Genomic DNA, 25,763 nt, shown 5'->3' with positions numbered 1-25,763 from the left:
TCAATAATTTACGATTAAATTTTTATATTTTCTTTTTGATACAATAAATTGATTTTATGTTGTTTTAACTATGAAAAATCACAAAATATTAGAATTGAGAAAGAAGGCATACTGTTAAGATAGAATTACGATGAATCAAGTATATGGCCTTTTGTACAACCCTAATATGTTATCCTGAGTCGAGCCATTTGAGTTATTTTTTAATCGTTAATCAAACATGAGTCATCCAGAATTTAGCGATTTAGTGAATGAGTGGTTGAGTGATTATGTAAAAATTTGTTTTCCATCAGTAGAGACGCAATGATTGCGTCTTAAGCTATTCATATCTAGCATAGTAGCATCAAAAAAGCGGTCGAAAACATATTTTTCGACCGCTTTTTTGATAAAAACTTGGAGAATAATCTCAATCCTAAAAATTAGGGATGACTCATGTTTTTGATACTTTATTTCTGGATGAAACCTTTTTAGACGTAAAGCCTTAAGTGGCATTTATATTAAGGATAATCATTCAGATTTTTCAAAATATAACAGTCTATTACTGCACCAATAATTTAATTGTGTTGGTATTATTGAGTTGGATAAAATACACTCCAGCACTAAAATGTTGGATAGGAATGTCTGTACTACCTTTGAAAGAACCTGAATATTTCTCGTTACCAAAGGCATCGATAATCCTCACTTGAGTATTGCCTTGATAGTCAACTTTTACGGTAACTTTATCGTTGGAAGGATTCGGGTATACGCTTACAAATGTATTGATACCTTCATCTATACCTAAAGGAAGTAAAATTTCCACTGTTACTTTTGCGGTATTTGAGCAACCATTTTTATCAATTCCTTTGACGGTGTATGTTCCTGAATACTTGGTGTCTACGGAGGAAATACTTGGGTTTTGAACTGACGAAGTAAATCCAGCGGGACCAGTCCAAGTGTAACTATTTGCCCCAGAAGATTTCAAATCAAGTGTTTGAGCTTGGTAAATTGGGCTTTGAGCCGAAGCGACCAAGTTGGGCAGTTCATTTATTAGTACCTTAGCCGAATCCTGATTTGCACAACCATTTTCATTGATTCCTTTTACTTTAATCAAAAGTTGATTCATGGCAAAAGTGGCATTAGGAATTTCCAATGTACCATTAGTATTGGCGTATACTTTTTGGTTAAAAGTATAGTCATAAGATTTGGCTCCTGTTGCTTTAAAAGCAAGGGTTTCGCCAACGCAAGCCGTGTCAGTTAGGAGTTTGATTGTTGGCAAAGCATATATTGTTCCTCTGAGAGTATCTTTATTGACTATTTTGTACGTACCCGCATCTATTCTCAACGTGAACGAACCCGTTGCAAGGGAGTTAGCTTCAGATTGCCATACTGTTTGGTTGCTATTGGTTTGTTGAGAAGACTTTAACGTGTAGTCTTTTCCGTTGGCTTGTATCACTTGAGAAAAACTAGTACCTGCATCGACATCTCCCAAAATACGACCATATACTTTGATAGGTTGAAGGTAGCAAGCTTTAGACAAACTATCTAAGCGCAATACAGGTATTACAGTCACATTGGTGTTATTGGGAGTCCCAACACATCCTTCAGCATAACATTTTGCTGTATAAGTAGTGGTAGAAATGGGAGTTGCCGTGAGTAGATTACTAGTAGTTAGGCTCGAACCAGCGTCTTTTTTACTGCTCCAGCTCCACTGTACCTGTGTACATCCTTCAGCTTTTAGCGATACCTGTTGTCCATATTCTATATCCTTGTTTGATGTGCTAAATGAAGGAGTACTTAACGTATTTGTACAGGCGTTGTAACGCACCACATAGCCATCATATGCAAACCAAAACAGCCCATTATTATCTATCAACATTTTTCTTATACCACTTTCTTGTATTTCTACATTTGCCAATACTTTCCAATCTCCTCCTGAATATTTCAGAATTCGGCTTGAATCCCATGCGAAAATATCTCCAGCGCTGTTTTCTGCAAAAAGTCGAGGAGAAATGATATTTCCTGTTTTAGCCTTATTCAAGCTCCAAGTATTTCCATCATACATCAAAACGCCATTAGTATTAGAAGCCCACAAGCGGTTTTTGCTATCTAAAAATGTAGTGATATAAGGAGCAGCGAGTTCGGGCATTGTTGATTCTGTAAACTCTACCGAACTTCCGTCGTTGGTACTGAATCGTTTCAGGGATGCTTTGTTGGTCTGCGAAACAAGATAGGCCTGCCAAATATAATCCTTACTACCTACTATATTACCTAATCGCCCTTGGTCACCCGAGGTTGGCGTTATATTGAAGCCTCTATTTAGATTACTCCCAGAGATTCTATAAAATACCAGCCCATTGACATTGTTCAAGCTAGCAAGAAGGTAATTATTGTTGATATCCAAATAGGTAGGATAAAAATCAGATGAGGTATTAAGTATAGTTGAACTTACCAAATTGCCTGTTGTGTTATCCAAAATATTCAAAGCATAGACATTAGCAGGAAAGGATCCCTGATAAGATATTCGCTTACTAACTTGTGTGATTACAGCTGATTGATTTTGATTATTAGCGTTATAAATAAGGGTGGCTCTAGCACCAACACTACCACCGCTTGTACTATTGGTCAATGCTAATTTTTGACCAGTGAGTGTATTAACTAGTACTAATCCTCCGTACGACAAGTAGGCCAAATGGTTTGTGGCCATGTAGGTACTAGTATTGTATGTCTGCATAGCTTGCTCATTATCAAATCCTTGGTATTTGACTAAGTTGCTGTCGACGCTACTGATTTTATTTACAAAAGAAACACTTCTGGAATTGAGGACACCCTTTGGATAAAAATATATAGGATTTTCTCTATCTCTCGACAATTCGTAGGTTACCGTGTAGGTTTGATTGTTTTCTAATGCTGGAATTTTGTAGATATATCCATAATTAACAATGCTGGTAGGAGTATATTTCTTTTGGTAAACTAGAGTATTGGGACTATTCGTTTTCACAATTGAAAGTTTGGCAACTGATTCGCCACCAGTATATGCTTCGTCGGTGGTAATCGTTCGTGCTATCGAAGGATTGGCTACCTGTGTGGTAATAGGATTTTGGTAGGAGCTTTGAGCAAAAACTACTTTTCTTTCAGACCAATCACTTTTTATTGTTTCATTAATCGCACGTATCCTCCAGCCCATTCTATAATAAAACGCCCCGATGTAGAAATTTCCTTCGCTGCCTGTGAAAGTGAAAGTATAGCATGGGTATGAAAATGTATGGTCATCTACATAAGTAAATTGTACTTCATAAGATTTGGCACCAACACTCGGAGTAATTTTTAGGGTATTGAGTTTCCCAGCATCAAAGGTCGTCCAATAAAGTGGCATGGCCTTGGTATTGGGAGGTAAAAGACTATTTTCTCCTATATTGATGGTACAAACATTACTCCAACTAGAAACCCCAAGTTTATTACTAGCCATTACTCGCAAATAATATTTACCTTGTGGGTTTAGTGTGCTTAATTGTATGTAGCTCACATCGGTGGTATCTTGACTTATAATTTGCTTAAAATCAGTATCTGATGCTATTTGAACAACATATTGATCAGCCATAAGCGAAGCGTTCCATACAAAAAATGGATTTGTATTCACCGTAAAAGTACTGGGTAACTGCACCGAAGGCACTGTTCCTGTGATTTCTTGCATGTTGGCTGTGGCATGCTGTTCTATAACTGCTTGACATAATGGATGAAACTCATCTTTAGCTTGGCAGTAACTCATGATAGAACCTTTAATAATTTCTAAAGATTTCTCATAACAAGCACCCTCAGTAGCATAGCAATAATCCAATGGACCACCTGGCCATGAGCAGCTTTGTGTATGTGGCGAACCAAAGTTATGTCCCAACTCGTGAGCAATTGCACTCAAATTGAAACTCCTAAGTCCCCATGGACAAACAGACTCTCGCCCTCCGAGATAAGCTACCCCACCTGCACCAGTGAAAGATTTAGCCGTTAAGTATATTACTTTATCATACTGATTTCTAAGCTTGTAAAGTTTACCATTTACCTTGGAAGGATTCCAATTATTATAGAGTCTACCCAACATTGCATAAATATCAGAGGTATCAAAATAAGGATCAGACTGAGCAGTGGTCCAAAAGTTAAAACACGTTACCACAAGTTTGATATTCATGTCTCTTTCATACACTTTTGAAACTTGGCTAATTTGTAGGATTGCCTCTTTTTTGATAAGATTGGTATCGCCATTGTAAGATTGGTAAGTAGGATAGTCAACCTCTATGGCAATTCGGGCAACCCGCCCAGGGCTGACCGCAGTACGACTGGCTTTTTTTTGAGCAATATACTTTTGAGCATTTTGGATAAAGGCTAGGTTTTCGGCAGATATTTTTGATTCATCTGTACCACAGGCAACACTAGGCTTGTTTGGTTCTACTAATACTTGACTCAAGCAAAGTTGAAAAGTCATCATAAAACCCATTAGGAGTAGTAACGTTTTTTTCATAGGGTAATTTGAAATTGTTTAGACAAAGAAAATGAGAAAATCTGATAGTTTTTTTGAGTAAAACCTGTAAATATCTATACAAAAATTTTTTTTATTTAGTGAAATCAAAAGTCTACTAAAGATAATTTTAAAAATCACCTATGTGAAGGTAGAAGGGAAATTGAATGTAAACATTGTGTTTTCGGTAAAACATTTCTTACATAAAAGTAGAGGTTTTTTTGCCTAATGCTCACGGTTTATAGCCTATAGCAGATGAATACAATTTTATTATCTATCTGAAGGATTTACAGAAAATGATATAGATGTCAGAAAATCCTCTTAGTTTTCGAGGATTATTTTAAAAGTCCCCTAAACATCATGAAACGCAAACCTTTACTATGGATTCTTTTCCTGTGGATGACCCCGCAGTTGTACGCACAACAGGCAACAATCGTACAAATTGAAACTAAATCTAACGCCCTAATTTTCAAGTCAGACGAGAATAAACGTCTCCGTACCATCTATTTCGGTAAAAAACTCCAACACAAAGAAGAAGCCCAATGGATTCCTACTCCAAGCAAATCTACCGATGAGAATTCGGGTATATGCAATGCCGTTTATACGCCGAGTGGCTCGTGGAGTATGTTTGAGCCCGCCATCAGTATCACTCACGCCGACGGTAATATTTCTACCGAATTACTATTTCAAAGTGTTCAGGAGCAAAAGGAAAGTGATAATGTTTCGCTAACGACTATTTTGCTCAAAGACCCTGTGTATCAGACAGAAGTAAAACTTTTTTATAAAACTTACATACAAGAAGATGTGATTGAGCAATGGACAGAGATTAAAAATCTTGAAAAAGGACCAATCACTTTACAGAAATATGCGTCGGCAAACTTATACCTCAATGCCGAAAAGTTTTATCTGACCAATTATTACGGCAACTGGGCACAAGAAATGCGTCCTAAAGAAGTGGAGCTAACAGGTGGTATAAAAGTACTAGATTCAAAATTGGGCACTCGAACCAATTTGTTTGAACCACCCACTTTCACAATTGCACTTAATAAAGCCTCATCAGAAGATGAAGGGGATGTTTTGCTAGGAAACTTGGGATGGTCAGGCAATTTCAAGTTAGAGTTCGAAATAGATCCTTTACACAATTTACGCCTAATTGCGGGTATCAATCCCCATGCTTCGGCGTATCCTTTGGCAAGTAATGCTAGTTTTAAAACTCCCTCTTTTATCTATACGTTGTCGCAACAGGGAAAAGGACTTGCCAGTAGAAATCTGCACAATTGGGCCAGAAAGTATCGTATCTTAGACGGTACAGGCGATCGTTTGACTTTGCTAAATAACTGGGAAGCCACCTATTTTGATTTTGACCAGAACAAACTGACGAGTCTTTTTAAGGATGGTAAAAAATTGGGCGTCGATATGTTTTTGTTGGATGATGGATGGTTTGCTAATAAATATCCTCGAAACGGAGATAATGCTGGTTTGGGCGATTGGGAGGAAAACAGAAAAAAGCTACCCGATGGATTAGGTTATTTGATTAAAGAAGCCCAAAATACAGGTATTAAATTTGGTATATGGCTTGAGCCAGAAATGGTAAACCCCAAAAGTGAACTTTATGAAAAACATCCTGATTGGGTCGTAAAGCAAGCGCAAAGACCCGAACATTATTTCCGAAATCAATTGGTATTGGATTTGGCAAATCCTAAGGTGCAAGATTATGTGTTTGGTGTTGTAGATAATTTATTTACTAAAAATCCAGCACTAGCATTTATTAAATGGGATTGCAATGCGGTGATTTTCAACGCTAACTCTACCTTTTTACAGTCGCAAGGTCAATCACAAAGTCGTTTTTATGTCGATTATATTCGTGGACTTTATAGTGTTTTAGAAAGAATTCGTGCAAAATATCCTAAAGTACCAATGATGCTTTGCTCGGGCGGTGGCGGTCGTGTAGACTATGAGGCTTTGAAATACTTTACAGAATTTTGGCCAAGTGACAACACTGAGCCACTTGAACGTATTTTTATCCAATGGAATTACTCGTATTATTTCCCAGCCATTGCGACTTGTAATCATGTAACAGATTGGGGAAAACAGCCGTTAAAGTTTAGAATAGATGTAGCGATGATGGGAAAAATGGGATTTGATATTGTAGTGGAACATCTCAACCCTGAGGAATTGCAGTTTGCACAAAAGGCTATTCAAAATTATAACCGACTTAAAACCACTATTCTACATGGTGACCAGTATCGCTTGGTCGACCCATATACCCATGATTTTGCTTCATTGATGTATGTTTCGACCGATAAAAACAAAGCCGTGATGTTTAACTATTTAGTCAGTAACCGTTATGAATCTTCGGCTAGTCCAAGGCCTGTGGTACTAAAAGGTCTCGATCCTAACAAGAAATATAAAATTCAGGAAATCAATTTGTTTGCCAACAAGAAGTCGAGCCTAAACAACAGTGCCGAATACAGTGGTAGCTATTTAATGACAGTTGGTTATAATCCTGAAGTGAGCAGCGGTAGAAGTAGTGTGATTTTGGAAATAGAAACTCTATAAAAAGATAAAGTGATAAGTAATCGTGCACAATTAGATTTAACTTATGAGTTGAGGCACTAGGCAACAGGCACAAGGCAAAGAGTGTTAAAATGTTTTTAACGCCCACAGCCATGTTTTTTCCAAAGCCTACCGCTGAAAGCCGTTATCTGAAAGCCTAAAGCACAATCTTAAATTTTATTTTGCCCACTAACTACAGGTACGAAGAGTTACGCTATCTCTTCGTACCTATGTGTTTTGGCTAGTTTAGATTCCTTTTACAGGAAAATATAATCCAACATTAATCTTTCTGAATCGAAACAAATCAAAGGGGAAATCTTTAACCTTCAATTTGTGTATTTATGAAAAAAGTAACTTTACTGTTGTTGATTTCGCTAATTTTTGGGAGTTGTAAAAAAAATGATACCACTTTGCCAACGGTATCTTCCTTGCGAGTAGAGGGAACGATGACAGTCGATGCGCTGTCACGAACGTATTTGTTGAACCTACCTCCCAATTATAACCAAAGCTCAGACATTCCCTTGGTCATTGCTTTGCATGGTGGCGGTGGTAGTGCCACACAAATGGAAGCCAATTATTATTTGACCGATAAAGCCAATCAATCTCAGTTTGCTATAGTGTATCCTGAAGGAGTGCGCAGTGACGGTATTTTGGGAGCAAGAACATGGAACGCAGGAACGTGCTGTGACTATGCTGTTGAAAAACAGATAGATGATGTAAAGTTTATCAGTAATTTGATTGATGATTTACTCAAAAAATACCCCCGACTTTCTACAAAAAAAATATATGCCACAGGTATGTCCAACGGAGCTATGATGTGTTATAGACTTGCTTGTGAACTTTCTAGTAAAATTGCCGCTATTGCCCCCGTAGCAGGAGCCATGGTAACGACTAGCCCTTGTGTGGCGTCGAGACCTGTTCCAATCCTACATATTCATTCGAAACTCGATACCAAAGTACCTTATGTTGGCGGACGAAGCACCTTAGGTTTTGTAATACCACCCGTCGAGACGGGTATCAATACATGGTTGAATATAGATGCTTGTAGCTCGAATATTAAGACCGTCAACAGTTTTACAAAATATACGCTTACCCAATGGCTCGATTGTAAAAATAGCGCCATTCAAATTTATTTAACCGAAGATGGGGGACACTCATGGCCTGGCGGTGACAAAGTACGTGCAGGTGCAGACGCTATTTCTGATGCTATCGTTGCTAATGATGTGATATGGAGCTTTTTTCAACAGTATAAATTACCGTAAACGAAGAAAATCGGACAAGGTACCCAAGCATAAGACAATGAGTGAGGTCGCTTCTCATATTTTCTCTTGATTAATTATTGAATATTCCTTGTCAATCTCTATAAATCTTGTAGATTTGTGTATTATAAAGAAAGGATAACTAACACACAATTTCATAACCACTCTCCTTTAATCATAGAAACGCCTGATATAAAGTCATTTACTCGTTTATTCAAACGATGATGGCTATTGTATTTATTAGATTTATCTCTTGACTTAAATTGTCTTATGGCATTATTCATCCTATGAACTTTATGATATCACATTCAAAGGCTGCCAGCTACAGCCAGACTTTATCCCAAATGATTTTGGATAAGATGGTAGCATTTGCTCAATATGTTCTTGAAATAGAGTTTTTTAGTGCTTGCGTATATAGAGGAGAGGAGCTCGAATGTTACTTGAGTAATTTACCCAATACCATCGTTGAAAATATACCAGTCTCAATAACAAGACAATCTTTCGCTCAATATACTTTTGATAAAGTAATTATGCTCAAAAGGCATCTTTCATTTGGGATACCTTGGCAAGAATATTCGAGCATTAAACAAACATGGATTGTGCAAAGGGCTTTGGACCATGATTACAAAGTAGTACTAGGATTTCACTCTTCAAAAAACCGAGAATTAGCTACTGAACTGAATACGCAAATTTTACATTTTTCTGATGCCATAGCCTATCAAGTAGGATATTATGGCTTAAAAAATCAATTGAATGTACCTTCTCAAGTTCCCCCTTTGCACGAATTACAAAATAATCTTGGAATTATCGGTATTAGCGAGGGTATTCATGAAGTGAGAGATTTGATTTTGCGAGTTGCTCCAACAGACTCGACCGTTATTATTTTGGGAGAAACTGGTACGGGCAAGGAATTGGTGGCCAAAGCTATTCATGAGCAATCGCATAGAAAAGAAGGCGTTTTTGTGAAAATCAATTGCGCCGCTATTCCATTTCATTTGCTTGAAAGTGAGTTGTTTGGACATGAAAAAGGCGCATTTACTGGTGCTGTAGAACGCAAAATTGGGAAGTTTGAATTGGCAAATGGTGGTACTTTATTTCTGGATGAAATTGGCGATATGCCTCACGAGCTGCAAGCGAAGTTACTCAGAGTATTGCAAGAAAAATCCTTTGAACGTGTAGGAGGAAATAAAACTGTCAAAACCAATGTGCGAATTATTACTGCGACACATTGTAACTTAGAAAAGTTGATAGAAGCTGGTACTTTCCGACAAGATTTGTATTATAGACTGCAAGTATTTCCGATACAGATACCTGCTTTGAGGGAAAGAAAAGAAGACATTCCTTTATTGGTAGAATATTTCGTCAATCATTTTTCCAAAACGCTCAACAAGCAATTGCTTGGGGTAAATCAACAAGTATTGGATAATTTGATGCAACATACTTGGCAAGGAAATGTCCGAGAATTACAGCATGTTATCGAAAGGGCCTGTATTTTAACGAAAGGAAAATATCTTAATAAGATTGTTATTTCTCAGAATAGCAGTACAACACAAGAGAAAAATAATCATTTTGAAATAAGACCTTTACAAGAAGTCGAACGTAATTATATTATTCAGGTTCTTCAGCATTGTCAAGGAAAGGTTTTTGGAGAAAATGGTGCAGCCCAACTTTTGGGTTTACCCCCAACAACCCTGCTGTCAAAAATGAAAAAACTACAAATACAAAAACAGATAAGCTAGTTCGAGGCTAAGTCTCGAACTAGTAATTTCATTTCTTCATTATTTCATTTCCTTCCTTTATTTACTTTACAAACTACTTATAAACCAACTTAATCCCGTGTTTCTTTATTTTGGAATACAGTGTTTGTGCAGATATTCCTAAAAGTTCTGCAGCACCGCCTGCGCCAGATACTCTGCCATTACTTGCTTTTAAGGTATTGATAATGTGCTCTTTTTCCATTTCATCCATGGTCAGAATAGCACTTGGCAGTTCAGACTCTATCTGATGCACAGTCTTTGATTCGGGCATTTGGACTGTGTTTATTTCAGCATTATTTGCCAAAAGCACTGCTCTTTCGATACAGTGTTCTAATTCTCGAATGTTACCATGCCAAGCGTAATTTTTGAGCTTTTCTAATACCGAATTATTGATGCTAGTAATCTTTTTACCCAACAACAATCCATATTTTTCCAGGAAATAATAGACTAAATCTTCAATATCCTCTTTTCGTTCACGGAGTGGGAGTAGTTCTAAAGGAAAAACATTGAGACGATAATACAAGTCGAGTCGGAAACGACCTTCTGACACTTCTTTTTCTAAATTACGGTTTGTCGCAGCAATAACTCGAATATCGACTTTCAAGGTAGTATCGCTTCCTATTCGCTCAAATTCTTTTTCTTGTAACACTCGTAACAGCTTTACTTGTGCTTCAAGAGGCATTTCTCCGATTTCATCCAAGAAAATTGTTCCTCCATGCGCTTGTTCGAATTTGCCTATACGTCGTTGATGGGCACCTGTAAAGGCTCCTTTTTCATGTCCAAATAGCTCAGATTCAATGAGATTGATAGGTAAGGCTGCACAGTTGACCGTAATAAAAGGTTGATTGTTACGATTCGACAAAGCATAAATGGCCTTGGCGACTTTTTCTTTCCCCGTTCCAGTTTCACCCAAAATTAACACGGAAGTAGGAGTAGGGGCCACAACTTGAATTTTATAGGTTAACTCCTTCATAAAAGGACTTTTACCAATTAGCCCTGTGACTTCAGAAGTGAGTTCTACCTGTGTTTCAGTCTTAATAAAACCTCGTTCAATACCATATCTGTGGCGCGCAATATCGAGCATGACAAATAAATCTTTGTCACGAAAAGGTTTTACCAAAAACCCATAAGGCTGTGTTTTTTTGGCAGATTCAAGGCATGAATGATTGGTATTGGCTGAAATAAATAGAAAAGGTATATTTTTTTTATGCAGTATTTGTGCTAAATCTATGCCTGTCAATTCACCTTTGAGAATAACATCAATCAGCACCCAATCGGGTTTCTTTTCCTCAATATATTGTAAGGCTCTTTCTACAGAAGACGCAATTCCTGTTACTAAATAGCCCCCTTTGGTAAGCATCAGCTTGAGGTCATAAGCTACTATAAATTCATCTTCTACGATTAATATTTTATCTTTTTTAGACATTCACTAACTCTTTATGTAAGGGAAAAACAATCTGTACCTTTACGCCATTATCGCTTATAATTTCTACATTTCCATCTATTTGTTCTGCCAATCCATAAATAAGATTGACGCCCAATGACTCGGAGGTATGTTGTAAAAAATCATCTGGAAGCCCAATGCCATTGTCACGTACTCCCAAATGTACAAAGTTCTGGTCGTCGAGTTGGAGACAAATACGAATTACGCCATTACTTTGATGAGGAAAGGCATATTTGATAGCATTATTAATCACTTCATTAAGAATTAAGCCTACTGGCACGGCCTGAGAAACATCAAGTATTACATCTTCTAGAACGTAGTCGATGGTAATATTTTGCTTAAAATTTGAGTATTCTTTTACGTATGAAATCAGCTCTGCAATATACCATCGCATATCAATGGTTGACAGCCCGTCCGTTTGATATAGTTTTTGATGTATCAATGAAATGGCTTGCATTCTTTGCTGGCTTTTCTGGATAGCCACTATGGCATCCTGATTGTTGAGATGCGCCGACTGTGCATTGAGTAGGCTAATTACGACCTGCAAATTATTTTTTACTCTATGATGAATTTCTCTGAGAAGCCATTCTTTTTCATTTAAGAGCTTTTTGAGTAAATCATTTTGTTTGTTAATCTCGGCTTGTTTTTTCTCAAGTTGTAAATTAACTTTTTGTTTGAGTCGATATCGACTCACAGAAATTACGAGTAAAAGCAATAAAATGACAGCACCTACGATAATATTGACTTTTAAAACTCTTTCATTTTGGATAATGCTATTCTGAATTTCTGTCTTTTGTTGTAAAATTTGGATATTCTTATCTTTTTGTTCGGTTTCAAACTTTACTTGGAGATTGATAAGCTGCTTGGCTTTTTCGATATTCAATAAAGAATCAGAAGCTACTTTATATAGTTTTAGGTGCTTTACAGCATCCTGAAGCCTTCCTAAAGCTGAATCAGCTTTATAAATATTCTGATAAGCTAAGGAAAGATAAAGGTAGTTTTTTTCTTGAATAGCTATTTTTTCGTAATCTAAAAGCAATGGATAGGCTTTTTTATATTGATGTGTTTCTATCAAATATCGTGTGATGCTATTGAGATAAAACTTGTAATAAGCCTGTTCTGGGCTGAGTTTTGAAAATATTTCCCAAACCTTTTGATAATGCGGTTGAGCTTTATCAAACTCTCGAAGTCCAATATAGATGTTCAAATAAAGATAAGGAATCCGCCCTATCATTTCATCGCTTAAATCTTTGGCATATTTTTTTTCGAAGAAAATTAAATCTTTTAGTGCGCCTTTATAGTCATTAATGCGGGCTTTAGCCGTAATGATATTGCCCGAAATCATTTGAATATAGCTTCTCTCTTGGTATTTCTTGGCGAGAACCAATGCCTTTTCCCAATAGGCAACAGCAGGTTTTTCTTGCTTCAAATAATAATATACCAGAGCAGTAGTATTGTAAATGCTACTCATTTGTAAAGATGAGTCTTTGAGTGACTCAGCGATTTTTACAGCGGAGATACTATTTTCAAGTGCATTATCGTACTTACCCATTTGTATATAAACATTGGCCATAAGTTTATAAACGCCTTGGGTATCAGGTATTTTAGCCTTTCGAAAAGCAATGAGTGCTGCATGTAGTTCTTTCAATGCTTGTTCGTTCTGACTGTCGATTGAAAGTAAGTCTCCAAGCATTTGTCTTGCAGGAGCTTCTTTTTCGTAGGCTTTGGCTTGTGCAAAATACAAGATGGCTTTTTGATAAAACTGTATTTTTTGCTTGATATGTTGTTCGTCTTGCTCTATTAAATGCCCTTCTTTTTCAAAATAATCTCCTTTTTGTTCGGGCAAATTATAAAGTTTGGCAAAACCTAAAGCTTTCCGAAACATACCTCGTCCTTCAGCTCGGAACCCTTTTTCCAACAAAATACTACCTCTTAAATACAAACTTTTGACATACTCTTGGTGCAAATTATTTACTACGCTTACTCGGGTGGCTTCTTCGGCCAAAGTTGAGGCACTATCTAAATCAGATTTTAGTTCTCCATCTCTCAACAAAAAATGCTCACTCAATAACAATTGGGTCTTTGCCAGATTTGCGGGCGTAACTTTTCCCTTCAACACGCGTTTGAGCGAATCGGCTTGGGGCAATGTGAGTACTTTGGCATTTGCCTCAAAGTAGCTCAGTAATCCTGTGGCAATCAGCAACAAGCTTATTTTGGAGAGAAAGGGAAAAGTTTTTATCATGACTCAGAATAACAAATGGCGATTGAGAGGTAATAGAAGTAAGACAAAGGTCTTGCTTCTATTACTAAAATTACACAAATTTTACTTTAGATGCGCTCTTAGCATCCAAGCCATTTTTTCGTGCTTTTCCATCAAGCCAGTAATAAAATCACTGGTGCCGAGGTCGTGCAAGTCAGTAGCAAAACGATTTATATTTTCTCGTAAATGAAATATAATCGTCAGGTGGTCTTGCAATAATTCTTTGATAAGTCCAAGACTAGTATTTTCTTCACGAGTTTCTTCTGTCAAACGCGTAAGTTGTGTATAACGTTTGAGTGTAGCAGGAGCAAAGTGACCAATCGCACGAATACGTTCGGCAACATCGTCGATAATGTCGTCTAACTCATCATATTGTTTTTCGAAGAAAAGGTGCATATTATAAAAATCTGCTCCTTCTATATTCCAATGAGCATTGCGTGTTTTGGTGTACAAAACGAATTCATCTGCTAATAACTTTGACAGCTCTAAAGCTATCTCCAAACGGTCATTTTCTTTGATACCAATGTGTGTTTCCATGATTTATAAAATGTTTTGAGATAATCTGGGAATGATGAGTTGTGAATTGTGAGTTATGAATTAGGGTTTGTCCTTGCCTAAAAGTTAGACAGGAATTCTAATGTTATAATTTTGCCTAATGCCTCATCTAAAACTTTCGAATAATTACTACACCAGAAATAATGAGTAAAATCCCTAGGATACGATATAGATTGATAGGATGCGGGTGTGGTACCAGTAGGTTGAAATGGTCTAGTAACAAGGAAATCAATAATTGTCCTGCCACCGCCAACCCAAAAGTTAGTGCTGGTCCGAGCCTAGGAAATGCCAACACCATGACGGTTACATAGAAGGCACCAAGCAAACCAGCCACCCACAAATGAGCAGGAGCGGATTTTACTGACCCTAAAATAAGTGCTTCTCTGTTGACAGCCACATAAGCAAGCATACCAATAGCTCCAACAATGAACGAAATCAGGGTAGCCCATGAAGGACTATCAAGTACTTTGCCCATACGGGTATTGAGTCCTGCCTGAATCGGTAACATAGCTCCAGCTATAATCACCAATAATATCCAAATACCTTTATTCATCGTAATGAGATTTAGAAAATAAGAAATAGTCTAAACTATAATTTCCTGCTCCAGCGAAGGTTAAAAAAATAAAAGATAGGCTATACATGAAAGGCGTATCTTTGACCAATAAGGAATCTCCTGCATGTACCACTAAATATCCCATTAGCGTTACACACCAAATAGGGATAGTAGAAAAACGGGTGAATAAGCCTAAAATCACAAATATCGGACAGACTAAATTTGCGGTAAGAATAGCGCCATCATTCAACCATGTAGGTAAGCCAAAAGGATTAGGAATTTGTTCAACTACGCCTGTTGTGATACCCAATTTTTTGAGACCATGAACCCAAAATAGCTCCGTCCCCAACGCCACTCTGTAAATCAACAATAGAATATCCCATGATTTTTGTTGTAGATTACCTACTAAAAATAGGTTAGACAACCACTGATTAAAAGGTTCTGATTTCATACTTATTTATTAGGTTGAAGAAAAAAGGCATTATACAACTATTTGAGAATACTTTTAAAATCACACATTCACTCAATATATCGGCGTGAGGGTATTTTCTATTTCAGTTCTAAAGCGTTCGAATTGGATAGGCAACTTCAGTGATTGTCCCAATTCTGCGAGAGGTTCATCGACATCAAAGCCAGGACTATCCGTTGCCACTTCAAATAAAACCCCACCAGGTTCACGGAAATAAATAGAATGAAAATAAGTTCGATCCATAATAGGTGAAACATGCAAATCTGCATCTAACACCTTTGCTCTTTGCAGTTCAATAAACTCATCGGTTGGCGTTCTGAATGCCACATGATGGACGATTCCAGCGGCAATCATGGCTTCTGGTTCATCAGGTAACTCAAGAATGTCGATATATGCAGCATTGGCTTCGAACCGATGTGAAAGTCTCGTAAATGCACCTTGCTTGCTTGAAACTGTATATCCTAGAAGTTCTTTTAGTACCTCAACACTTGGTTCAGTTTCGTTAAGCGTGAGGGTTATACCATAAAAACCTTGTGTTGCATATTGAGCAGAGATATCGCTGGTCGCCCAAGGCTGGGATGTTTTACCTTTTTCTGTTTCTATCAGTGCCAAGGATAAACCGTCAGGATCTGCGAAGGATAGGATATTTTCATCAAAACCATCATTTTGCTCTACAAAACGAATGTTATTTTGTGCCAAACGCTTTTTCCAGAAATCTATACTTCCAACAGGAATCGCAAATGTAATCTGAGAAACCGTTCCTGCGCCAGGGATGCCTTTTACCTCATCGCCCCAAGCAAAAAATGTCAGAATTGTTCCGGGTGAACCTGCTGTATCTCCAAAATAAAAGTGGTATGCGTCGGGAGCATCGAAATTGACCGTTTTTTTGACTAATCTCAACCCTAATATTTTGGTATAAAAATCGTAAGTTCTTTGGGCATCGCCAGCAATTGCTGTGATATGATGTAGCCCGTATGTGAGGTTTTCCATGAGCTTAAATAATGTTTTTTGCTAAAACTTTACTTGCGTAGTAAGCGCTGTCATAAAAATGTCTTTTCCTGCGCTTTCTGCTTGAATAAAAGGGCCTGAAGCAAACCAAGTAGCTTCGAGTCGGAGGTAAACAAAAGGATTGAGTTGATAATTAAAATCCATCGCCAACTGAGTACCGATGAACTTTTCTTCAGTATTTTTTCCTGCATAAATCACCGACATATTCGGCGCATAAATACCGTCATGCTTACTCAATCGCCAAAAAATATCGTAATCCATACCCCAATTAAGTCTATCCGTCAATTCTAAATCAATAGAAGGATGAATATCAAATAAATTGGAAGGTCCAATAAGTGCTGCCAGACCAAAATAGGCTCCTTTGGGATACAAGGGGTTGAAAGTCTCTACTCGATTATCGTTAGGGTTTTCATCACCCGAAATAGCCTCAGTTTTTAAGCCAAACTTTGGTTTTAAACGCCATTCATCTTTTTGAAAAGTAGTATTGGATGAAACCGTCCAAGCTCGAATCGTTTTATCTTGAAAAGTCCCAAACTGATAAACTCCTTCAAAATCATATTGCCAAGCGCCAGAGGTTTTCCAAATTCGAGTACCGACTGAGTGACGAAGTTCTTCACCTTTTCCAGCTACGAGTGTGGCTGTTTTTTTCCAAATACCCAAGTAATAAACATCGATATTGTTCAATACAGGAGCATGATTAATGACCGAATAAAGCCCCCAAAATTTAGCATTTTCATTAAAATGGTCGTCAAAAATTCCTGCTTTGTTGGCGACGGGATGCGAGTAAAAAGCATCGGATTTAAAGTTTTTTGTTGGTAAATAAACTTCAATGCATCAAATGCCATTCTGTTGTTAGGCGCTTCACGTACTGCCACTAATCGCTGTGAACCATAAGATAATTCTTGGCGCCCGATGCGAGTGGTCAGTGTGGTTTGTGATGAAGTGTTCCATTTGGCCTCAACAAATGCCTGATGTAAATCCAGAGGATTTTCTTCGACGACACTTGGTGCTAAACGACTATTGGCCATACTGCTTTGCAATTGTACAAAAGCCCTCAAATGCTTGTTTATATGCCAATCTGCATGACCTAAAAAACGGGTGAGTAAAAATCCATCTTTGTCGGGAGTGGCATCGCCCCAGTCTTCATTTTTTAAGTAAAAGTATTGATAGCGTACCTCTCCACCCAAAGATAAATAGGGCAGTTTTTGATGCTTTGTCAAAGGGATAAACTTAATTTTATCGTAACTGCCTGCACTGCTATCACGTTTAATCTTGGACCAATCTTCGTCATAACGAAGTGGTTTGAAAAGCGAAGTTTTTTGAGCAAAAGCACCAATACTTCCCAAGAAAATACCCAATGCTAAAATCGCGGTTTTCATACGGTATAACGAAGATTAAGTAAAATAATATTGGCTGTAGGCTGTAAGCTGTAGGCTAAAGTAGTCTCTTAAGAAATTATCAGAATTTTAGCCTATTGCCTATAGCTTAAAGCCTAAAGCATATTCTCACTATTACTTGGTTTGGTAGCCTCCGTAATATTTGACTGGACTCCAGCTTGGAATTACCTCTAAAGGTTGCGGTGCGATAGCTTTAAAATCTCCTTTGCCATAAACTACTTTCCCATCGAGAATCGTCAATTCTGAAGTAATTTCCTTGATTTTTTCTTCTTCTATATTGAAGTAATCATCGCTCAATACCACTAAGTCGGCCAAATAACCTGAAGCAATTTTCCCTTTTTGTTTTTCTTTAATTAAATCATATCCTCCTGCTGTATACAATTGGAGTGCAGTTTGTCGATCAAGCGTATTTTCTTTAGCCATTACCTGATTGCCTCCCAATGATTTTCCTGAAACTACCCAGTATAATGACATCCATGGGTTATATGAAGCCACTCGCGTTCCGTCAGTACCCAGACCAACAGGGATACCCAATTCAAGCATTCTTTTAACGGGAGGACTATTCAAGGCAGCCTTTTTCCCATATCTACGAATAAAACTTTCTCCTTGATATGCCATACGGTGCTGAATAGCAATGCCACCACCTAAGGCTTTGATGCGTTGCATATTTTCTTCAGTGACAGTTTCGGCATGATCAAAAAACCAAGTCAGTCCGTTGAGTGGCGTTTCTTTGTTTACTTCCTCTATTACTGCCAAATCTCTTGAGATACTTTCGTTATAAGTAGCGTGCAGTCTGAATGGCCAACGATTTTTTACTAATAATTGTAAAACAGGCTTCAAGGAGTTTTCCATAGTTGCTGGTAACTCAGGACGAGGAAAAAGGAAATTTTCAAAATCAGCCGCATCAGCCACTAAATTTTCGCCACCACCTTCAACATGATAGTCTACCTCGTTATGTCCATTTGGATGCGAAGCGTCTAAATCAACCATTCCAACCCATTTGTTATAGTCGCTTAGTTCAGTTCCTTTTTTCTGAGCAAATAAGTAATAGGGCAATCGAACGGTTATTTTTCCTGCTCGGTCGAGCGAATCTGTGATTTTGTAATCATCAGGGAAGTTCTGGAAACCACCTCCTGCATCCATTACCGCAGTCACACCCAATCGGTTGAGCTCGGTCATGTATTGTAAGGTCGAATTTATTTTTTCGTCGATACTAAGCTCTGGTAATTTTGCTAGTGTAGAATACAAGATATAGGCATTGGGTTCAGCGGCTAACAATCCTGTTGGGTTTCCGTGTTCATCTTTTTCGATTAAACCACCCATTGGGTTAGGCGTATCTCCATTGATATGAAGTTTTTCGAGACCAGCCTTGTTGAGCCACGCTTTTCCATAGAGATATAAAATAAAAGTAGGAGTATTGCCCGTAGCTTGGTTGATTTCCTCAAGCGTTGGCAAACGTCTTTCTTCAAATTGGTATTCGTTCCAGCCACCAACTACACGAACCCACTGACCTTCTGGCGTGCGTTGTGCCTGTTCTTTGAGCATTTCTAATGCTCTTTTTAGGGATTTAACGCCATCCCAACGTAATTCGGTATTAAAAAATCTTCCCCCACGAATTACGTGTAAATGACTATCAAAAAGCCCAGGGATAACGGTTTTTCCTTTAATATCTACCACTTGTGTTTTGGGAGATTTGTAGGATAAAATTTCTTTATTACTTCCTACTGCCAAGACTTTGTTTCCTGCAATGGCAATAGCTTCGGCATTACTCTTTTGAGCGTCAAGGGTATGTACTTTGGCATTAATCAAAACCATATCAGCTTTGATCTTTTGCCCAAAACCTTGAGAAATGACAAAGGTTAAGAGAATAGTGAGTGCGGTTAACTTCTTCATGGCAATAAGGAAGGTTGGGGTAATGGGGTAATAATGCTGAATGATAAGTTATGAATTGTGAATGTAAAGTGTTAAATAGCAATGCTTTACATTCACAATTATTTTAATTTTGCTCGCTTTAAACGTTAGACTTTGGACAAAAATATTCCTCATGAATTCAAAGAATCATTTGGCTTAATGCCTACCGCTTATAGCCTATTAATGTTTCAACATTTCGTGAGCATATTGGATACCGATACCGTAAGCACCACCGTATTTTTTTACCAAGTTGGTTACAGGTACATAAGTCTCGCTTCTTGCCCAGTCTCTCTGTAATTCAAGTAAGTATTGGATAGATGTCATTGGGTGCGCACCTGCTTGTACCATACGTGCGACAGCTTGGTCATGAGCCTCTTTTGAAACGTCACCACTAGCATCCGTTATAACATATACGTCATATCCTTCGCTGATGGCAGACAATGCTGGACCTACAATACAAACGCTAGTCCACAAACCTGCAAGGACAATTTTCTTTTTGCCTTTATCAACAATCGCTTTGTGAGCATTTACATCTTCCCAAGTATTCATGGTAGTGCGGTCGATGTATTTGGTAGTTGCTTGAGGGTAAAATTCAGATACTTCAGGAAAAACAGGACCACTAAATGATTTTTCGGCTACCGTTGTTACAACCGTTGGTACATTAAAGATTTTAGAAGCACCTGCTACAATGGCCGTATTGTTACGTAATTCGGTCATATCGATATTTTTTGTAGCAAAACCCATTTGGCTCTCATGGTCGATAAGTACCAAAGCGTGGTTACTTGGACTCAACAACATAGGAGATGGTTTTTGTGCTAAACCAACAAATGAAACAAGAGCGAATGCGATAGATAAGATGGACTTTTTCATGGTTTTAAATGTTTATTGTACTGTGTTGTGAAAATTTTGAGCAATGTTTTTCCGCCTCCCAAAATGGGGAGTTGAGCGACATTGCAGGTTTTTGAGTATGAATTTTTAGCTTTACAAAACCTTCAAAGGGTTATTGATTCTCTGTCGTTGTTTTGTTGATTCAAAATTACTACAAGCAATAAACCTGTGCATTGATGTATGTTAAGTAATGATTTGACTGGGCTTTCGGCGGTCGGCTATGGGCAATCGGCAAAATGTCTCCATTATTGTATTCTATCTGTGGTCAGTGAGACACTGACCAAGGAAGCAAATCCCAAATCTGAAATTGTTCTATCTGTGGTCAGTGAGACACTGACCACGGAGGCAGCCTATAGCCTAAAGCAGGTTAATGCAATTAAATCCCTATTTTGCCAAAAATGCCAGTAATTCTGAGTTAAACTTTTCCAATTCTTCAATAAACAATGCGTGACCACTATTTTCAAATTTCACAATATAAGAATCTGAAATACCCGCGTGCATTTGTTCGGCTAAATGAAACCCACAAATGATATCCTTGGTACCATGGAAGATAGCCGTTGGAACGTTGATTTTACCTAAATCTTCTCGCAAATCTTCGTCACGCAACGCAATTAAGCATTGAGTTGTAGCATAAAATGATGCCTCAAAGTTGATGCCACCCAACCAGCCTGCCAAAGGAGCTGAAATAGCTGTTTCGGATGCGCCGAAAATCTTTCCAAAATTTTCTAATAACTGTGGACGATTGGTAACACTCAAATCAATCAAACCATTTACTGCTTCTGCCTCAGACCAGATTGGAGCCGCAGCACCAAACAAGGCTAATTTGTTGATGTGGGCGCCTGAGTACTTAGCTGCAAAGTGAATCGAAATCGCACCACCCATCGAAAACCCTCCTAAAAGTGCGTCTTCGACATTGAGTGTCTCTAGTACAATTTTGATATCCTCAGCAAAGATATCATAGTTGTAAGGTCCAAAAGGCTTATCCGATTTCCCGAAACCACGAAGTGTAATACCAATAACACGGTAGCCTTTTGCTACTAAAAATTGATATTGATACTCATACATGGCATTGCTAAGTGGCCAACCATGAATCAGTACTACTGTTGGGCCTTCGCCTAAATCAATTACATGCAATTTTACATTTTCTTCAACTGCAATAAATTCACTTCTACCTACTGAAGTAAATTGTCTGTTAGATAAGGTCATTGTTAGATTTGGAGTTTTAGTGAAACAATAGATAGAGATAATCTCATCTTATTGATTCCTAAAAGCGTGCCTGTTTTGTAAATAATTGATAGTCAATTTGTTGTGTTAAAATGAAGCGTTTGTAAACTACGAAATATCGTAGTTTTATGAAAGTGTAGTACTATATTTCATAATAGATGTAAAAGAATAGCATTCTAAAAATGTGTGACGATGCTTATAAGTTAGTGCCTTAGGCTTGCGGGTATCGGCTTTCGGCGGTGAGCTTTTGGCAAAAACAAATCTATAATTACTAAAAAACATGTTAAAACTCTTTGCCTAGCGCCTGTTGCCTAGTGCCTAAATACACAGCTTAAATCTCATTTTGTACGATTACTTAAATGTTTAGTAAAAATTAAGTATAAATCAATTATCTATTCCTTTATAGATATATTTCCAGTAAAAGGTAAAGTTTTTATATAATTTTCACCTTTTAAAGTTAGACAAACATATATTTCTCTTCCAATTAACCACATTATTAATATCTTATTTAGCCTTATTATAAATGAGTCAATTGTTGTTATTGGATAGTTACAGCTCAGATACTGGTGATTTAACCGTTTTTGAAAAAATCTTTCCCGAACACATCAAAAGAGTGTGTTTTATTCAAGGAGATGACAATATCACTTATGGAGGATATCGTCACAAATCCACTAAACTAGCGCTAGTTTGCCTTTCGGGAAACTGTCGTGTCAATTGTAAGAATACCTCTGTGCAAGAAGAATTTGTGTTAGATTCGGCACAAAAATGTTTGCTTTTGTATCCTGAAGATTGGTTTTTTATAGATTCGTTTTCAAATGATGCCAAACTTCTTATCATTGCAAATCAACCATACAGTAATGAAGAATTAGTTCATGAACCTTGTTGAAAAGACCTCATATCTACGACAAAACGATATTGGATGGTGCCCTTTCCAGACGCTCAAAAGCTTCGTTGATTTGCGATACGCCTATCGCTTAGATAGTTACACTCCTATTTGTTAATGTTATTTTATGTCAAAATGAATCGTCACATCAGCATTTCCTACAGCCTTAGCCAGTTTAGTAGGATCAATGATACTACCGAGCTTGGTATAGCTGTAGGTAGTTAATAGAGGTTGGTAAAAAAGAACAAGTGTGTTGGTACCATACATCATCAAATCACCTGCCTGAATGCGTGAGGGAACTATTGGAGAAATAGGGAGGTGTTTAGGAAGACTAGCATATTTCTCATTGGCATTAAGTTCTGTCATCTTCAAGGTCACAGGCAATAATGCTTTAAATGCCTTTGCTGTCTCATTATTCAAAAGAGCAGCCGTAAAAGATTGATTACCAACCTTTACCACAATACTATCTTCTTTCATGCTAATTGAATCTTTGGGCGCTTCTTCTACGACGATATTCTCATTAGGGAGTGTAGCACTCTTTTCACATGCAATACCAAAAGCTAAAATGCTTCCTAATAGTGTAATTTGTTTTATCATCATATGTAAGATTAATAAGTCGCTTGATTTACCTGTGCATACTCCTCCGTTGTTACTGGCTGAAGCCATGCCACTTGTACGCCCTCTTTAAAATTGGTAATAGCAATATGCGTCATTGTAGATGTATTTGAAGCGCCATGCCAGTGTTCAATGTTTTCAGGAATATTTACGACATCTCCTTTGGTAATTTTACGAGCAGGATTTCCTTTTTCTTGATAAAACCCTTCACCTTCAATCACAATAAGCACTTGTCCTTTGGGATGCGTATGCCAGTTGGTTCTGGCGCCAACTTTAAAGGTTACACTCCCTGCCGAAAATTCATTATTATGGTCTTGTCCGACCAATAGAGTTAAAAATGCTTCCCCTGTAAACCAGTCTTGTGGTAATGGTTGTCCCAAAGGAAATAGACTATTTTCTGTTGACATTTTTGTAGATGTTTTTGTGAAAGATATTTGCAAAGGTAGGTGGAGAAACGCTCTTCTATTTTATAAAAAATACGGTTTTCATAACCAATTTTACCTAAAGACTGTCACCTCAATGCGTATTAAACAAAGCTCCTGATTACCCTCGCTGGAACTCCAGCAACTACGGTATTGTCAGGAACGTCTTTACTCACGACTGCTCCAGCAGCAACAACCGCATTTTCGCCAACCGTTACGCCAGGTAAGATAGTTGCCGCTGCTCCAATCCAAGCATTTTTCTTGATATGTACCTTCCCTAATACCAGCGCTTTCCGTTCACTCGGATGTAGTGGATGGCTTTCGGAAATAAGACTTACTTTTGGAGCTATCATGACTTCATCTTCAATAATAATACCTCCCAAATCCAGAAAGGTACAATCATGGTTGATAAAAACGTTTTTCCCCAACTGGATAAACCCACCAAAATTGGTATGAAAAGGAACAAATACCGTCGTACTTTCATCTATGTTTGTTCCTATAATTTGAGAAAGTATTTCTCTTGCTTGTTGTATATCAGTGGCGGTATTTAGTTTAGCAGACAGTTGCATCGTTTGCGATACTTTTTCCATGATTTTAGAATATTCAGGGTCATGAAAAGAAATCGTCTCGCCTGCGAGCATTCTGGTAAAAATATCGTTTGATGATGTATTCATTTTTAGAAGAGTTTGTTAATAATAGGTTGGCTGTAAGTTACAGTCTTGAATTTCTTCAATTTCATTTATATTGTGTTTTTGGATAATGTAAATCAGTTTCAAAATTATACTTTTGGGAGTCTAGTTTTTTTATAAATTTTACGGTTTTACTTACCACTTTTACAGGTCTATGCCACACGAATATTTTTCTTCCATAATTTAGAAGTATCACCAAAATGGAAAAGACCATGGTTATTTATGATACCGTCAAACAATACAGTCAGACATTCAACAACTCAGCGTTGCATCCTCTGATTAGTTTAGTCGATTTGGGAAAATCGAACCCTTTACCTCGTGTCAAGTTTAAAATGGGGATTTATGCTATTATTCTCAAAGAATCCAAGTGCGGCGATTTGCGCTATGGCAATACTTATTATGATTATGACGAAGGGACTATTGTATTTTTTGCGCCTGAACAAATCATCACAACAGAGCCAGAAGGAGAGATACATCAGCCCTTTGGCACCGCTTTAGTTTTTCATCCAGACTTAATCAAGGGAACATCGCTGGGGCGACAAATTCACGAGTTTAGCTATTTTTCTTATCAGTCAAACGAAGCATTGCACGTATCTGAGCGAGAAAAAGAAACGATCACGAATTGTATCGAGAATATTTCTACGGAAATCAATCAAAATATTGATAGACATAGCAAAAAGCTCATCATTGCTAATCTTGAATTGTTATTAAAATACTTTTCAAGATTTTATGATCGACAGTTTATCACTCGTGAAGAAATTCATCAGGGTATTCTTTTGCAATTTGACCAACTATTGACCGATTATGTATATGGGAAAGATTTAGCTACGAAAGGACTGCCATCAGTGGCATATTTTGCAGATTGCCTGCATTTATCCGCTAATTATTTTGGAGATTTAATCAAGAAGGAGACAGGAAAAACGGCATTAGAGTATATCCAATTAAAATTGTTGGATTTTGCCAAGGAACGAGTGTTGGATACCACCAAATCATTGAGTGAGATTTCGTATGAATTAGGCTTTAAATATCCGCAACATTTCACCAGATTCTTTAAACAAAAACTTGGTGTCACACCATTAGAATATCGTTTAAATTAGCTGTGAGGGATTTTTGATTTAGTGAATTGAGATTATTTCGTTGAGTATTGTCCTGTAGCCAATAGCCACTTTTGTTACTTTCATTCACGAAAGAATGATTGATAAATGTTTCCTCTAATGTTGGTTTTCCAGAAATGGCACAAGTAATTTTTCTGTTCTGAGTTCCCGCTGTGCTTTACCTAACTCTACAAAATGATTTTATCAATCATGCAAAAATATATTTAATTTTTGTGTTTTAGGCAAAAGGCAAAAGGCACAAGGCAAAGCGTGTTAAAATGTTTTGGTTCTTTGAA

General features: G+C 37.5%; 18 protein-coding genes and 1 pseudogene. 5 read left to right on the top strand and 14 right to left on the bottom strand.

The window, feature by feature from the left end; genetic code table 11:
* Nucleotides 1-535 precede the first annotated feature (535 nt).
* Nucleotides 536-4,486, bottom strand: coding sequence for a zinc-dependent metalloprotease (locus BWI92_RS15845; protein WP_095164234.1), 3,951 nt, complete (start codon nt 4,484-4,486; stop codon nt 536-538).
* A gap of 357 nt (nt 4,487-4,843) precedes the next feature.
* Between BWI92_RS15845 and BWI92_RS15840 the strand changes: the two genes are divergently transcribed.
* From BWI92_RS15840 to BWI92_RS15830, 3 genes are all read left to right on the top strand, one after another.
* Nucleotides 4,844-7,042, top strand: a complete 2,199-nt coding sequence (locus BWI92_RS15840; RefSeq protein ID WP_095164233.1) for an alpha-galactosidase — start codon at nt 4,844-4,846, stop codon at nt 7,040-7,042.
* Nucleotides 7,043-7,380: 338 nt separating this feature from the next.
* The gene (locus tag BWI92_RS15835) at nt 7,381-8,301 is read left to right on the top strand and encodes a PHB depolymerase family esterase (protein ID WP_095164232.1); all 921 of its coding nucleotides are present in this window, start codon (nt 7,381-7,383) and stop codon (nt 8,299-8,301) included.
* 293 nt (nt 8,302-8,594) lie between these two features.
* Entirely contained in the window at nt 8,595-10,037 is a 1,443-nt protein-coding gene (locus tag BWI92_RS15830; protein ID WP_176464444.1) for a sigma-54-dependent Fis family transcriptional regulator, read from the top strand.
* A gap of 73 nt (nt 10,038-10,110) precedes the next feature.
* On the opposite strand, the gene BWI92_RS15825 is transcribed toward BWI92_RS15830, so the two are convergent.
* The 10 genes and pseudogenes from BWI92_RS15825 to BWI92_RS15780 form a co-directional block, all read right to left on the bottom strand.
* Nucleotides 10,111-11,481: a sigma-54 dependent transcriptional regulator gene (locus BWI92_RS15825; protein WP_095164230.1), complete on the bottom strand. Its 1,371-nt coding sequence runs from the start codon at nt 11,479-11,481 to the stop codon at nt 10,111-10,113.
* On the bottom strand, nt 11,474-13,741 hold the full coding sequence (locus BWI92_RS15820; protein ID WP_095164229.1) for a histidine kinase dimerization/phosphoacceptor domain -containing protein: 2,268 nt from the start codon (nt 13,739-13,741) through the stop codon (nt 11,474-11,476). Before BWI92_RS15820 ends, BWI92_RS15825 begins: the two co-directional genes overlap by 8 nt.
* Nucleotides 13,742-13,822: 81 nt before the next feature.
* Complete coding sequence (locus BWI92_RS15815) at nt 13,823-14,296, bottom strand: Dps family protein (protein WP_095164228.1); 474 nt, start codon at nt 14,294-14,296, stop codon at nt 13,823-13,825.
* 127 nt (nt 14,297-14,423) lie between these two features.
* On the bottom strand, nt 14,424-14,867 hold the full coding sequence (locus BWI92_RS15810) for a DMT family transporter (RefSeq protein WP_095164227.1): 444 nt from the start codon (nt 14,865-14,867) through the stop codon (nt 14,424-14,426).
* Nucleotides 14,860-15,318: a DoxX family protein gene (locus BWI92_RS15805; protein WP_095164226.1), complete on the bottom strand. Its 459-nt coding sequence runs from the start codon at nt 15,316-15,318 to the stop codon at nt 14,860-14,862. Before BWI92_RS15805 ends, BWI92_RS15810 begins: the two co-directional genes overlap by 8 nt.
* A 72-nt stretch (nt 15,319-15,390) precedes the next feature.
* On the bottom strand, nt 15,391-16,326 hold the full coding sequence (locus BWI92_RS15800; RefSeq protein WP_095164225.1) for a ring-cleaving dioxygenase: 936 nt from the start codon (nt 16,324-16,326) through the stop codon (nt 15,391-15,393).
* A 21-nt stretch (nt 16,327-16,347) separates the two neighbouring features.
* Nucleotides 16,348-17,723: pseudogene (locus tag BWI92_RS15795) on the bottom strand (alginate export family protein).
* A 132-nt stretch (nt 17,724-17,855) separates the two neighbouring features.
* A complete protein-coding gene (locus tag BWI92_RS15790; protein ID WP_095164224.1) occupies nt 17,856-19,634 on the bottom strand; it encodes an amidohydrolase in 1,779 nt (592 codons plus the stop codon).
* Nucleotides 19,635-19,832: 198 nt separating this feature from the next.
* Nucleotides 19,833-20,522: a hydrolase gene (locus tag BWI92_RS15785; protein ID WP_095164223.1), complete on the bottom strand. Its 690-nt coding sequence runs from the start codon at nt 20,520-20,522 to the stop codon at nt 19,833-19,835.
* A 402-nt stretch (nt 20,523-20,924) separates the two neighbouring features.
* Nucleotides 20,925-21,746, bottom strand: coding sequence for an alpha/beta fold hydrolase (locus tag BWI92_RS15780; protein ID WP_095164222.1), 822 nt, complete (start codon nt 21,744-21,746; stop codon nt 20,925-20,927).
* 541 nt (nt 21,747-22,287) lie between these two features.
* Between BWI92_RS15780 and BWI92_RS15775 the strand changes: the two genes are divergently transcribed.
* Complete coding sequence (locus BWI92_RS15775; RefSeq protein WP_095164221.1) at nt 22,288-22,650, top strand: FdtA/QdtA family cupin domain-containing protein; 363 nt, start codon at nt 22,288-22,290, stop codon at nt 22,648-22,650.
* Nucleotides 22,651-22,767: 117 nt separating this feature from the next.
* On the opposite strand, the gene BWI92_RS15770 is transcribed toward BWI92_RS15775, so the two are convergent.
* The 3 genes from BWI92_RS15770 to BWI92_RS15760 all read right to left on the bottom strand — a co-directional run bounded on the left by BWI92_RS15770 (nt 22,768) and on the right by BWI92_RS15760 (nt 24,358).
* Nucleotides 22,768-23,247, bottom strand: coding sequence for a cyclophilin-like fold protein (locus BWI92_RS15770; protein WP_141234806.1), 480 nt, complete (start codon nt 23,245-23,247; stop codon nt 22,768-22,770).
* Between the two features lie 8 nt (nt 23,248-23,255).
* On the bottom strand, nt 23,256-23,669 hold the full coding sequence (locus tag BWI92_RS15765) for a cupin domain-containing protein (RefSeq protein WP_095164219.1): 414 nt from the start codon (nt 23,667-23,669) through the stop codon (nt 23,256-23,258).
* A 119-nt stretch (nt 23,670-23,788) separates the two neighbouring features.
* Nucleotides 23,789-24,358 carry a DapH/DapD/GlmU-related protein gene (locus BWI92_RS15760; RefSeq protein ID WP_095164218.1) on the bottom strand — a complete coding sequence of 190 codons (570 nt, stop codon included), beginning with the start codon at nt 24,356-24,358 and terminating at the stop codon, nt 23,789-23,791.
* Between the two features lie 215 nt (nt 24,359-24,573).
* On the opposite strand from BWI92_RS15760, the gene BWI92_RS15755 reads away from it, so the two are divergent.
* A complete protein-coding gene (locus tag BWI92_RS15755) occupies nt 24,574-25,470 on the top strand; it encodes an AraC family transcriptional regulator (protein ID WP_095164217.1) in 897 nt (298 codons plus the stop codon).
* Nucleotides 25,471-25,763: the final 293 nt, after the last annotated feature.

This window comes from Flectobacillus sp. BAB-3569, assembly GCF_002270355.1.
In the GTDB taxonomy this organism is placed as follows: Bacteria; Bacteroidota; Bacteroidia; order Cytophagales; family Spirosomataceae; genus Flectobacillus; species Flectobacillus roseus.
The sequence above is the reverse complement of the archived record's forward strand: the minus strand, read 5'-3'. Positions and strand labels throughout refer to the sequence as shown.

Excerpts from the sequence above, each read along its gene's own strand:
- BWI92_RS15845 (WP_095164234.1), bottom strand. The coding sequence starts at position 4,486 with ATGAAAAAAACGTTACTACTCCTAATGGGTTTTATGATGACTTTTCAA.
- BWI92_RS15840 (WP_095164233.1), top strand. The coding sequence starts at position 4,844 with ATGAAACGCAAACCTTTACTATGGATTCTTTTCCTGTGGATGACCCCG.
- BWI92_RS15835 (WP_095164232.1), top strand. The coding sequence starts at position 7,381 with ATGAAAAAAGTAACTTTACTGTTGTTGATTTCGCTAATTTTTGGGAGT.
- BWI92_RS15830 (WP_176464444.1), top strand. The coding sequence starts at position 8,595 with ATGATATCACATTCAAAGGCTGCCAGCTACAGCCAGACTTTATCCCAA.
- BWI92_RS15825 (WP_095164230.1), bottom strand. The coding sequence starts at position 11,481 with ATGTCTAAAAAAGATAAAATATTAATCGTAGAAGATGAATTTATAGTA.
- BWI92_RS15820 (WP_095164229.1), bottom strand. The coding sequence starts at position 13,741 with ATGATAAAAACTTTTCCCTTTCTCTCCAAAATAAGCTTGTTGCTGATT.
- BWI92_RS15815 (WP_095164228.1), bottom strand. The coding sequence starts at position 14,296 with ATGGAAACACACATTGGTATCAAAGAAAATGACCGTTTGGAGATAGCT.
- BWI92_RS15810 (WP_095164227.1), bottom strand. The coding sequence starts at position 14,867 with ATGAATAAAGGTATTTGGATATTATTGGTGATTATAGCTGGAGCTATG.
- BWI92_RS15805 (WP_095164226.1), bottom strand. The coding sequence starts at position 15,318 with ATGAAATCAGAACCTTTTAATCAGTGGTTGTCTAACCTATTTTTAGTA.
- BWI92_RS15800 (WP_095164225.1), bottom strand. The coding sequence starts at position 16,326 with ATGGAAAACCTCACATACGGGCTACATCATATCACAGCAATTGCTGGC.
- BWI92_RS15790 (WP_095164224.1), bottom strand. The coding sequence starts at position 19,634 with ATGAAGAAGTTAACCGCACTCACTATTCTCTTAACCTTTGTCATTTCT.
- BWI92_RS15785 (WP_095164223.1), bottom strand. The coding sequence starts at position 20,522 with ATGAAAAAGTCCATCTTATCTATCGCATTCGCTCTTGTTTCATTTGTT.
- BWI92_RS15780 (WP_095164222.1), bottom strand. The coding sequence starts at position 21,746 with ATGACCTTATCTAACAGACAATTTACTTCAGTAGGTAGAAGTGAATTT.
- BWI92_RS15775 (WP_095164221.1), top strand. The coding sequence starts at position 22,288 with ATGAGTCAATTGTTGTTATTGGATAGTTACAGCTCAGATACTGGTGAT.
- BWI92_RS15770 (WP_141234806.1), bottom strand. The coding sequence starts at position 23,247 with ATGATGATAAAACAAATTACACTATTAGGAAGCATTTTAGCTTTTGGT.
- BWI92_RS15765 (WP_095164219.1), bottom strand. The coding sequence starts at position 23,669 with ATGTCAACAGAAAATAGTCTATTTCCTTTGGGACAACCATTACCACAA.
- BWI92_RS15760 (WP_095164218.1), bottom strand. The coding sequence starts at position 24,358 with ATGAATACATCATCAAACGATATTTTTACCAGAATGCTCGCAGGCGAG.
- BWI92_RS15755 (WP_095164217.1), top strand. The coding sequence starts at position 24,574 with ATGGAAAAGACCATGGTTATTTATGATACCGTCAAACAATACAGTCAG.